The sequence below is a fragment of the Chryseobacterium sp. S0630 genome, assembly GCF_024158915.1.
Classification (GTDB): domain Bacteria; phylum Bacteroidota; class Bacteroidia; order Flavobacteriales; family Weeksellaceae; genus Chryseobacterium.
The window spans coordinates 1-10,333 of sequence record NZ_JAMZGF010000099.1 but is presented as its reverse complement, the minus strand read 5'-3'; the positions used below and the strand labels follow the sequence as shown (position 1 = coordinate 10,333).

11 protein-coding genes and 1 riboswitch are annotated in these 10,333 nt (G+C 35.4%); of the genes, 3 read left to right on the top strand and 8 right to left on the bottom strand.

The features are described from left to right. Positions 1-104 precede the first annotated feature (104 nt). The 5 genes from NK356_RS23645 to NK356_RS23625 all read right to left on the bottom strand — a co-directional run bounded on the left by NK356_RS23645 (position 105) and on the right by NK356_RS23625 (position 4,655). Entirely contained in the window at positions 105-1,073 is a 969-nt protein-coding gene (locus NK356_RS23645) for a chorismate-binding protein (protein ID WP_034699802.1), read from the bottom strand. A 156-nt stretch (positions 1,074-1,229) separates the two neighbouring features. After that, the gene (locus tag NK356_RS23640) at positions 1,230-1,658 is read right to left on the bottom strand and encodes a PaaI family thioesterase (protein ID WP_002977570.1); all 429 of its coding nucleotides are present in this window, start codon (positions 1,656-1,658) and stop codon (positions 1,230-1,232) included. 25 nt (positions 1,659-1,683) lie between these two features. Beyond that, positions 1,684-2,277: a 1-acyl-sn-glycerol-3-phosphate acyltransferase gene (locus NK356_RS23635; protein ID WP_034699805.1), complete on the bottom strand. Its 594-nt coding sequence runs from the start codon at positions 2,275-2,277 to the stop codon at positions 1,684-1,686. A 315-nt stretch (positions 2,278-2,592) separates the two neighbouring features. After that, positions 2,593-4,314: a PspC domain-containing protein gene (locus NK356_RS23630; protein ID WP_034699807.1), complete on the bottom strand. Its 1,722-nt coding sequence runs from the start codon at positions 4,312-4,314 to the stop codon at positions 2,593-2,595. Between the two features lie 11 nt (positions 4,315-4,325). Next, positions 4,326-4,655 carry a PadR family transcriptional regulator gene (locus NK356_RS23625; RefSeq protein ID WP_002977573.1) on the bottom strand — a complete coding sequence of 110 codons (330 nt, stop codon included), beginning with the start codon at positions 4,653-4,655 and terminating at the stop codon, positions 4,326-4,328. A gap of 519 nt (positions 4,656-5,174) precedes the next feature. Here NK356_RS23625 and NK356_RS23620 point away from each other — a divergent pair. Next, positions 5,175-5,876, top strand: a complete 702-nt coding sequence (locus NK356_RS23620; RefSeq protein WP_253318208.1) for a hypothetical protein — start codon at positions 5,175-5,177, stop codon at positions 5,874-5,876. 1 nt (position 5,877) lies between these two features. Beyond that, the gene (locus NK356_RS23615) at positions 5,878-6,468 is read left to right on the top strand and encodes an HD family hydrolase (protein WP_034699810.1); all 591 of its coding nucleotides are present in this window, start codon (positions 5,878-5,880) and stop codon (positions 6,466-6,468) included. A gap of 59 nt (positions 6,469-6,527) precedes the next feature. On the opposite strand, the gene NK356_RS23610 is transcribed toward NK356_RS23615, so the two are convergent. The 3 genes from NK356_RS23610 to NK356_RS23600 form a co-directional block, all read right to left on the bottom strand. Then, positions 6,528-6,911, bottom strand: a complete 384-nt coding sequence (locus NK356_RS23610; protein ID WP_034699813.1) for an acyl-CoA thioesterase — start codon at positions 6,909-6,911, stop codon at positions 6,528-6,530. Between the two features lie 115 nt (positions 6,912-7,026). Continuing rightward, positions 7,027-7,207, bottom strand: a riboswitch (cobalamin riboswitch). A gap of 33 nt (positions 7,208-7,240) precedes the next feature. After that, the gene (locus NK356_RS23605) at positions 7,241-8,041 is read right to left on the bottom strand and encodes a hypothetical protein (protein ID WP_034699816.1); all 801 of its coding nucleotides are present in this window, start codon (positions 8,039-8,041) and stop codon (positions 7,241-7,243) included. A 30-nt stretch (positions 8,042-8,071) separates the two neighbouring features. Continuing rightward, positions 8,072-8,734: an ATP-binding cassette domain-containing protein gene (locus tag NK356_RS23600; protein WP_253318207.1), complete on the bottom strand. Its 663-nt coding sequence runs from the start codon at positions 8,732-8,734 to the stop codon at positions 8,072-8,074. A 413-nt stretch (positions 8,735-9,147) separates the two neighbouring features. Between NK356_RS23600 and NK356_RS23595 the strand changes: the two genes are divergently transcribed. Beyond that, the gene (locus NK356_RS23595; RefSeq protein WP_253318206.1) at positions 9,148-10,251 is read left to right on the top strand and encodes a GEVED domain-containing protein; all 1,104 of its coding nucleotides are present in this window, start codon (positions 9,148-9,150) and stop codon (positions 10,249-10,251) included. The last annotated feature ends 82 nt before the right edge of the window (positions 10,252-10,333 follow it).

The following is a 10,333-nucleotide window of genomic DNA, read 5'->3' as shown; positions in this document are numbered from 1 at the left end:
CAGAAGGACGATGAATGGCTTTAAAATCGTTCGCAAAGGCGTTGCCACTCAGCAAAGAAAATATATACAAACATCTGTGCAAATCTGTGTCAAATCTAAAAATATTAGGAAATAACCAGGTTTTTCAATATCGCTTCTGATTTCAACTCTGTTTCTCTCCATTCCTTTTCCGGGTCACTTTGAGCTGTTATTCCGCCTCCTACAAAAACATGTACCGAGTCTTTATAAAGTCTTGCACAACGCAGATTGACAAAGTACAGAATACTCTCATCTGTTTCAACTTTGATATAACCTGCATAAAATTCACGGGAAAATTTTTCATATTTACGGATATTCTCATTGCAAAAATCTTTTGGAATACCACAGACTGCAGGAGTAGGGTGTAGATCCTGAATAATTTTATCAAGATCTTCAGGCTTTATACTGGTTTTAAAATCTGTTCGTAAATGTTTGATATTACCGGAAATATGGTCATATGTTTCTGACTGGTCTATGGTGTCAGAATAATTTGTCAGAATACTCTGGATATAATTGGTAACCGGCTTTTGTTCTTCAATTTCTTTTTCAGACCATTCCTCAGATACAGGAAGAGTGCCGGCAAGGGCCATCGTTTCAAACTCGTGAGTAGTTTTATTAAACTTTCCTAATACTTCTGAGAAAGCTCCCATCCAAGCATTTTTTCCATCATTAAAAAGATATCTGAAAGCGTTGGGATACGATTTACATAAATTTTTGAAACTCTCTGTATAATTGATGGTATGAAAATTTGTGAAAATCTTCCTTCTTGAATAAACAAGCTTTGGCAAATTGTTTTCTTTGATAACTTCAATTACTTGTTGTAAGGTGTTGCAGTATTCTTCTTTGGTTTCAGCAGATGAATTTGTGGTATCATCGTTCAGAGCTTCATTGGAGATTAAAGTTTGGTCAAATTCAGTGGGATTTATTTCAAAAATATCTCCGCTGAAGCTGATTTGATTCAGGCTATTATAAGAAAAAAAGTTAACTGCATTTTTAGTATTTTTTTCATCTGCAGACAGTAATCTTTCGTCGAAAGGAAGTTTGAAATAAATCATGAGCTATGAAGGAATTTTGAAAATCAACAGCTGGAAATACTATAGGAAATTTCCAGTGTAACTTTCCTTTTTGCAAAGGTATTACTAGTCTTAAAGATGTCAAAATAAAAAGAGCTTAAATTTATTTTAAGCTCTTTATTTTTATGTTGTAATAACTTACCTGTGGATAATATTATTCGTCATGGTAGTATGATTGATCAAAACTCCTTTTTCGTCACGTATTTCAATTTCAGAAACGTGCATTGTTTTGCCTTTTCTGATAAAACGCGCCGTAGCAGTTACAATACCATCTTTTTTGCTTCTTAAATGGTTAGAATTGATATTGGTTCCTACACCATAATATTTTTCGCCATCGATAAAAATATTAGACAGGCTTGACCCTAAGGTTTCAGCTAAAACACAACTTGCTCCTCCATGCATAATTCCAAAAGGCTGGTGAGTTCTGGGAAGAACGGGCATTGTTGCGGTAAGGGTTTCATTTTCGAGATCAATATCGATGAATTTGATTTCAAGTGTTTTGGCAAGAGTTACATCTCCCCAGTTATTGATGAATGCTAATATTTCTTCTTTTGTCTGACCTTTCATTTTAATAATTGATTTAATTTAGCCTCTAATTCTCTTCGTTTCCGGTTCCCATAATATTAGGATTCCAGTTTTCAGGAACTTTAGGAGTAATGTCATTTTTGATATAATAGTCCTGGATTTCCTGCATGATTTCTGAAAAAGGTACGGAGGCTATTCTTTCGTAAGGAATAGTATAGCCCAGATAAACAATATTTCTTTTAAAATCACCTGCTGCCAGAACGATAGGAACTTTTGCTGCCAAAGCCATATGATAGAATCCTTTTCTCCATTTCGGTACCCAGCTTCTGGTTCCTTCCGGAGTAATCACAAGACTGAAATCTTCTTTGGAGAACTGATTGGCCACGAAATTTACAAGATCGTTTTTCTGGCTTCTGTCGATCCCAATACCTCCAAGTCCTTTTACGATACTTCCATACCAGGCTTTGGTGTGAGCATCTTTAATGATAATTTTTAAAGGTTTTTCCAGAGACCAATAGGCGAAATTTCCTAAAATGTATTCCATATTATGGGTATGTGGTGCTACCACTAGGATACACCTGTTTAGATTGTTGACATCGCCCTGAAGAACGACTTTCCAACCTAATACTTTTAACATTGCTTTGCCTAACAGCTTTTTCATAGATTTCTTGGATTATAAACAAAAAAGTATAACCAAACTTTGGTTATACTTTACAAATATATTGAAATATTATTGCTCTTAAAACAAACCGCTAATTAAATCTACGATTTTCATTACGAATTCCATTGCAAATTGTATCATGATATGGCTGTGTTTTTGATTGTTTGGTTATTAAATTTTAGCTTTACGAAATTAAAACTTTTTTTTCACATAAGAAACTAAATGTAGTTTTATTTTCACTTTTCTGAGAGAAGAAGGGTGTGAATTTCAAACGGTTGCCATCCACCCACACCTTCTACCACTCTCTGAAGTTAATTATTTAGTTTGTATGGAAATTTCGTTTTTTCCGTCTTTGATTTTGATGTCCATATCTTTATTTGATTTTTTGATAGTAGACACTGCAGAATCAATAACTTTCTTTGCCTGGTTGTTCGGAACTTTTTTACCGTTTACAATGATGCTGTCTTTGTCATCAGAATTGTATTCGATACTGGAACCGTTTACCGTTATTTTATTTTTTTCAATTCGGACATTGTTATGGTCTTCATCTCTGTCCTGATCTTCATCATTGATTCCGTCTCCGTCTAAATCTCCGTCCATGTGGATACGGTCTTTATTCATAGAGATTACCACTGCTTTTTGCGGAACTACAAGTTCATAATCAAGGCTGTAATCTCTGAATCTGTGCTCGTATGGATATTTGATGTAGTTAGGTAGTAATACTTTGTTGTTCACAATTTCTACAGGAACTGTCATCTGGATAGGGAAGTTATAGCCTTTTCCTTCTTTTTTAATGATCAGGTAAGGTGTTTTAATATCTGGTTTTCTGGTTACATCTACAGAGATATAATCTTCTTCATACACTGTACTTTTATCAGAATAAATATCATTGTTGTAACCTTTGAAATTCTGAGGAATGTTGATCTGTTTTACATCTACATACACTGTATCTGAAGTAGTGTTGATGGCAACATTTTCTACATCTTCCTTGCTTCCTCTGTAGATCATATCTTTCTTAGCCATGCTGATTCCGAAGTAAGTTCCCAGTCCGATTAAAAGAAGGAATAAACCACCTACAACCCATCCGATATTTCTCAGTTTTGTTTTCGGAGAGAAGATCTTGATGCTTAATAAGCTGAAAAGGATTGCCGGGATTAAACTTCCGATCACCATCATGGCAGCCAGTACTTTATCAAGTCCCTGATCGTCCATGTAGAATCTGATTTCATTAGCTCCCGGGAAGTCTGTATCCATTGCGAAAAGGGCAAATAATACAAATACTCCGATAATGCTGCTTACAGCCATTAGTACAAAGAAACCTCCTACAATATACTTGAATACATTCCAGATTCCGCTGCTTGCGTTGTTGATATATGGTTTGTTTTCGTTGTAGATTTCTCCGACCCTCTGAGTAGATTCATTGGCAAATTGTACCAATTTATTAGACTCATTCTTAAGATTGTCGAAGTTCATAGGCTTTCCCTGCATTTTCAGGAAATCTGCTGCTGTTTCAGCTTTTGGAAGTACGATCCAAAGGATTACATATAAAAGACCTATTAAAGAAGAGGAAATGGCTGCTGTAAAAATTCCTAATACGAAGATTCCCAGCCAGATTGCTCTCATGGTAGTAATATCCATTCCTACATATTGAGCTAAACCTGCACAAACTCCTGCTACTTTTTGTTTTTCCGGATCACGGAACAGTTGTTTTTTATCGGTATAATTGGATCCTGAATATTCTTTTCTGGCAGATGTTTTTTCAGAAAAATAAGCCTCTTCCTGTTCTTCAATCTTCTCAGGAGTTCCGATCTGTGCGATTACCTTTTCTACATCGGTATCGTTAATCACTTCACGTTTTCCTAAAGAATCTTTGAAGATCTCCACCATTCTTATTTCTATGTCATGCATTACCTCATCCGCTTCAGAAGCATCCAGTGAGCTTCTCAGTGCATTCAGGTAATCGCTGAGCTTTATATATGCGTGTTCTTCTATGGTAAAAGAAAAACCTGCGAGTCCTATTGAGAGTGTCTTGTTCATAGCTTTGTTTTTTAATTTTGTTGGGTGATTTGGTTTACTGAGGCTGTCAGTTCATTCCATGTATTGAGAAGTTCATCCAGGAAAAGTTTTCCTTTTTCTGTGATCTGATAATATTTTCTGGGTGGTCCTCCTGTAGATTCTTCCCATCTGTAAGAGAGAAACTCTCCGTTTTTAAGTCTTGTAAGAAGAGGGTAGAGGGTTCCTTCTACTACATCCAGTTTTCCTTTTTTCAGTTCGTCAATAAGATCAGAAACATACATTTCACGGTTATTGATGAGACTTAGAATACAGAATTCCAGAATTCCTTTTCGCATTTGCGCTTTGGTATTTTCGGTATTCATCTTTGATAAGTTTTGTTAATTAGTTATATTTTTAGAAAAATGCCCCTAGCTAGTTGAGCCTATTCTAATTTTACATTACAAAGATATGTAAATAAAATGGTATTATGCAATACAAAGTAGTGAAATTTTTAAAATAAATAATTTAAAATACTGAAAATCAATCAAATAAATTTTATCTTGAATTTTCAGTAAAATGAATTTTAACAGAAAATGGCTCAAAAATCTTTAAATTTTAAATAAAATTGATAGAAAAAAAATGATCTTTTATTAATTATTACTCATTACCCATTACTGATTACTCATATCCTAGCCCCGATAGCAGCGGTTACCCCACAGCAGCTATGGCTTTGGGGTAGGAGCGAGGAGTATGAGCGGATAGCGGGAGACAGCTTCTTATTATGAATAGGCTTTTATTGAAAAGGTAATTCTGACAGATAATGATACCGGGATTTTGAGATCGCTATTATGATTCGTATTTTTGTTAGAAATAAAAAAACACCTAAATCATTTACTATTACCATGAATATTTTGAATAAGTACAAGCACTTATCGGCATTTCTCTTATTGGGACCACTCTGTTTCGGACAGTACCAGTTTGAGGTTAAAAATGTATCAAAAAGCTACGATGCTGTCATCCAGATAGAAGATTGTTACGACGACAGATGTGGAGGAAAGGGAACTGTGGAACTGTTTGATCGTAAAAACAGCAAGGTACAGACTTTTATTTCTGATGATCTGATTTTATATACAGAACAAGGTCAAAAACCGATCCAGGGGAAATTGATTCCACTTTTAAAAGATCAACGTGCTGTGATCATAGATGACTTTAATTTCGATGGAACGGAAGATGTTGCGATACGAAACGGAAATATGGGAAATTATAGCGGGGCATCTTATGACGTATATGTCTTCAACAAAACAAGAATGGGGTTTGTAAAAAGCGAGGAACTTACAGAGCTGGGTTCAAATGGTCTGGATATTTTTGATGTCGATGCCCAACGTAAACGTCTTATTTCTTATGGAAAGTCCGGCTGCTGTGATATTTTTACAACAGAATATGTCGTAATTCCGAATAAAGGACTTGACAAAGTTTTTGAAAAAGAAGAGGATATGAGTGTTGAAGGCTCTGTAAAAGTGACCACTAAAGAAAAGATAAATAATAAATGGATTACCAAAACAAAGGTATATCCGTCTGATCAATATAACAGAAATAAGAAGTAAGATGAAAATTCAGAAAGAGATTGATTTTATTCTGGCAGTAGATGCACTTAAAAACGTACAGCGAAGAAATTATAATGCAGATGATTCCCGAAGAGAGAATACAGCGGAACACTCCTGGCAGATTATTATTCTGGCTCAGATCCTTTATCCGTATGCTAAAAACCGTGCGGATATTGATTTGTTGAGAGTGATAAGAATGCTTTCCATTCATGATCTTGTAGAAATAGAAGCGGGAGATACTTTTATTTTTGACGAAAAAGCAATGGTAGGAAAGTTTGAAAGAGAGAAAGCTTCGGCCCAGAAAATCTTTGGAATTCTGGATGAACCTTTGCGTTCGGAATTTTTTAATTTATGGCTGGAATTTGAGGATGAGAAAACTCCTGATGCTATTTTTGCGTGTGGAATTGATAGAATCATGCCGTTTATCTTAAATTCTCATACTTCCGGAAAAAGCTGGACAGAAGCTGGAGTGACAGAAAGACAAATCCGAAATATGCTTGAAAATGCGATCAGCAGAGCATCGGATGAAATGGGAGAGGCTTTTGAGCTTTTATTGAATAAAAGTCTGGAAACAGAAAAAGTGCTGAAATAATTTCAATGAAAAATATAATAAAGCATCGGGCGGCCAATGGCCGCCCGATGCTTTATTATTTATAGTATCTGAATTGGTTTCTTGAATTCGTCAATCGCTACAAAAGTAAAATCACCTATAATTGCTTTTTCTCTTTCATAGGAATACATCTGTTCAGTATAAATTTCAACATTCACTTTCATACTGGTTTTTCCCACGTATGAAACTTTCCCGATCAGCTCAACAATGGTTCCGGCAGGAATAGGTTTTTTGAAATCGATCTTATCGCTGCTTACCGTTACCACTCTTTTTCTGGCAAAACGGGTTGCTGTGATAAAAGCTACCTCATCCATCAGCTGCATTGCTGTACCTCCAAAAAGGGTATCATAGTGATTGGTTGTGTTAGGGAAAACCGCTTTAAAGATTCTGGTTTCGGATGCTTCAATTCTTTCTTCTGTAGTCATATATCATTATTAATTAAAGCGATGTGAAATGATATTAAAACAACAGAATAATGACAGGAACTTATAGAATTCCTGAAACAATCCATCAGATCAATACAACTTCAAATCGCGAAAGTTACATGTTTAAGAAAAAGGCAGGTCTCCTGACTTGTAGCATCATTTATCTCCTTCCCATGCCTCGCACAGTGGATCTTTGATAAAGATTTCAGCTACTTACAGTTGCGCGACAGTCCGTGATTTTCACACGGTTCCCTTTTAATCTGCAGTGATGCAGAACCAATTTCTGTGATGAATAAGTGTAAAACTTTTCGGGTGCAAAAATAATGAATTTATTCCGGATTATGGAAAATAATCTGGCTGATTACTCTTCCTTTCTTAATCGTCCAGAGTGTAGTGTATCTGTTTTCTCCTGAACCGTTTATCATATAAAGGAAAATATTATCGTTATCAAGGGAAGTAACTCCAATGTTCTCAAAATCCATGGTAGGCTGGAACATATTTTTGATGGCTTCTCTTACAAAAACAGAACCTCTTCCGGGTTGCTGTACTCTGATGGATTTGATTTCGGTCATTCCTTCGGGAAGGTCATTTCCGATTCCCCATGGTTTTACTTTATCAATGGTAAGAATTTTTCCTTCTGCATCTTTTTCTTTTTTACGGTATCCGGCATTGGAAGGATAAATATCAATCACCACTTTGCTTCTTTGGGCAGTAGGAATCTTAGGATCAGAATTGTCTGTAAAAATAAGGGATTTTCCGTTTTTAGATCTGGATGGAGTGTAGGCAGGGAGCTGGTCCACATAGGCAATACGTCCTTTATTCACCATGCCTTCCTTATCAAGAGTTTCATAACGTACAAAAGGCTTGTCGTCATCTTGTTTCTCAGGATATTTGATCCAGATCCATTCCGTTTCTCCGGGAGCTGGTTTTACATAAACAAATACATCTCCTTTACGCATACGGATCTTGTCTACAATTTTTCGGTAATCGTCTTTATGTACACGTACGTTGGCATATCCTTCTTCAGCTTTTACAACTCCAAAAGGAACTTTTGTCTGCCCTTTTACAAAGGCAATAGATAAAATACTGAAAGCGGATAAATAGAATGCTTTATTTATGAAAGTCATCATGAAAATTTTTTGATCCCTCAAATATATAAATTAAATGCTTTTCGGAAGATAATTATACCGTTGCAGTTCTTTTAAATCTTGTATTTGTTTCAGATAGCCTTCACGAAGAAGAAATATTTGGTGTGAAATATCGAGAACCTCCTGATAATTATGATCAGAAATAATGAATCCTTTATACTTAGACTGTTCAATGATTGCTGTTTTCAATGCTGTAGAAATTTTCGGAGAAAGACTGTGGAAGGGTTCATCAAGTAAAATAAAATCCGCTTCGGAATAAATAATCATTAAAGCTTCAATGACTCTCTGCTCACCTCTGGAAAGATTTTTAGGTTTCTCTGACAAAAAAGGACGGATCAGATCTGAAGTGAATAATAGATCAGTATTTTTCTTATTGCAAAAAAGAGGAATTAAGCTTTTAATGGTATTGTATTTTGGCAAGAAAGTATCCTGTGGCAGGTAGGCAATTCTGTTTTTTCTGTCGGAAATGCTTTTCAGAACTTTATCATTGTACCTTATAAACTGGGTATCGCTACTTATAGTTCCGAAAATAATTTTTAATAATGTCGATTTTCCAACACCATTTCTGCCCAGAATTCCAATAATCTGCCCGGTTTCACATGCCAAATAAATATCCTGAAGGATCTTATTTTCTTTAAAAGACTTGGTGATGCTGTCAATATGAAGCTTACTCATAGAATTCCTGTTATTATTTTGACAATCATACAGATAGATACTGTGAATCCCCAAAGGAAAATTTTGGAGAATCCTAAATTGGCATAAAAGTAATATTCATTTTTAAACCTGAGTTCATAGATAAAATAATGAAGGACAGGAGAAATCAAAAGAAAACTCAGTCCGAAATTCTCAATACTGAAAGAGGATAAACAAGAAGCTAATAAAGAAAATATCAAGGTGGGAATTATTATTTTTTTATAAAAAATCCAGAGAGTAGAAATACTTTTGAACATATATTAAAAGCATGAAGTTTCTGTGTGTTTTACACTTTATTCTCAAATATATTAAAAAATACAATGCTGTATGGAGAAAGTCTAAGCTATATTTGAAAAAATACACTATTTTTCAAGGAAATTTTAAAACTAATAAACATGACCAAAAAACTACTTTTTGTATTCTCTTTTATTTTGGGAATATCCAACTTTCATGCAACTCACAAAATAGAAGAAGAACCTCAATCTTTATTGTATTGTGATACCAATGCTCCAACGGGTGTTCAGATGTCGAATATAACGCTTACCACGGGAACAGTTACCTGGACTGCAGATCCTAATACTCCGGATAATATGATAAGATATAGAATACCAGGAACAACTTTCTGGATGACGGGTACACCCGTATCGGGTCAAAATTCTTTCACAATTACAGGTTTGCAGCCTTGTACAGTGTATGAAGTACAGGTCTCAAAAACATGTATTACTCAAGGAACATGGTCCAACCCAATATTTTTTGCAACCACATTGAATTACTGTACAAGCGCATCTACTGATACCACGATGATGCATATTTCCAATGTGACAGTAACTTCCACTGGAATTACAACACCGATGGTGAGTGATTCCGGAGCTTCTAATTATACAGATTACAGGACGGATGTAAACAGAAGAATTAAATTTCTCGTAGGAAGCGTGGGGAATAAGATCTCAGTAAATCATACATGGACAGGTACACCAGGCTCAATCACTGTAACGGCATGGATTGACATTAACGGTAATGGAATTTTTGAATCCAATGAAAGAGTTTTGGTTGCCAATAATGTTACATCAGCTGCTCCTGCTGTATCTATATTCTCTATTCCCGGTTATCCTACGCTGCCAGCCTCTGTTGTTGGAGGTTGTGGTGTAGCAATGAGAGTGATTTCCAGACAAACGTTTCCTACAGATGCCTGTGGTACATTTACGTATGGAGAAGTGGAAGATTATGGCGTGGATTTTATTGATCTCACCCTCGGAGTGGAAGAATCATTGAAGTCTAAAAAGCCGGAAATTTATCCTAATCCTGCCTCTGATGTTTTAAATATCTCCGGAATTTCAGAAGCCGCAGATTATGAAATTTACAATGCCGTAGGACAGAAAATTGACGAAGGAAGAGTTTCAAATCACCAAGTAAACCTTAATCATTTGTCAAAAGGAGTTTATTTTATCCAGCTGAAAGATAAAGAAAAGGTAACCCGATTAAAATTCATTAAGAAGTAAAAATAAAAAAGAAGCCGTCTCATTTTCCTTGAGGCGGTTTTTGTTTATAAACTACCCATATTATTTTTTTAGGATGATTTTT

Excerpts from the sequence above, each read along its gene's own strand:
- NK356_RS23645 (WP_034699802.1), bottom strand. The coding sequence starts at position 1,073 with ATGATTTATTTCAAACTTCCTTTCGACGAAAGATTACTGTCTGCAGAT.
- NK356_RS23640 (WP_002977570.1), bottom strand. The coding sequence starts at position 1,658 with ATGAAAGGTCAGACAAAAGAAGAAATATTAGCATTCATCAATAACTGG.
- NK356_RS23635 (WP_034699805.1), bottom strand. The coding sequence starts at position 2,277 with ATGAAAAAGCTGTTAGGCAAAGCAATGTTAAAAGTATTAGGTTGGAAA.
- NK356_RS23630 (WP_034699807.1), bottom strand. The coding sequence starts at position 4,314 with ATGAACAAGACACTCTCAATAGGACTCGCAGGTTTTTCTTTTACCATA.
- NK356_RS23625 (WP_002977573.1), bottom strand. The coding sequence starts at position 4,655 with ATGAATACCGAAAATACCAAAGCGCAAATGCGAAAAGGAATTCTGGAA.
- NK356_RS23620 (WP_253318208.1), top strand. The coding sequence starts at position 5,175 with ATGAATATTTTGAATAAGTACAAGCACTTATCGGCATTTCTCTTATTG.
- NK356_RS23615 (WP_034699810.1), top strand. The coding sequence starts at position 5,878 with ATGAAAATTCAGAAAGAGATTGATTTTATTCTGGCAGTAGATGCACTT.
- NK356_RS23610 (WP_034699813.1), bottom strand. The coding sequence starts at position 6,911 with ATGACTACAGAAGAAAGAATTGAAGCATCCGAAACCAGAATCTTTAAA.
- NK356_RS23605 (WP_034699816.1), bottom strand. The coding sequence starts at position 8,041 with ATGATGACTTTCATAAATAAAGCATTCTATTTATCCGCTTTCAGTATT.
- NK356_RS23600 (WP_253318207.1), bottom strand. The coding sequence starts at position 8,734 with ATGAGTAAGCTTCATATTGACAGCATCACCAAGTCTTTTAAAGAAAAT.
- NK356_RS23595 (WP_253318206.1), top strand. The coding sequence starts at position 9,148 with ATGACCAAAAAACTACTTTTTGTATTCTCTTTTATTTTGGGAATATCC.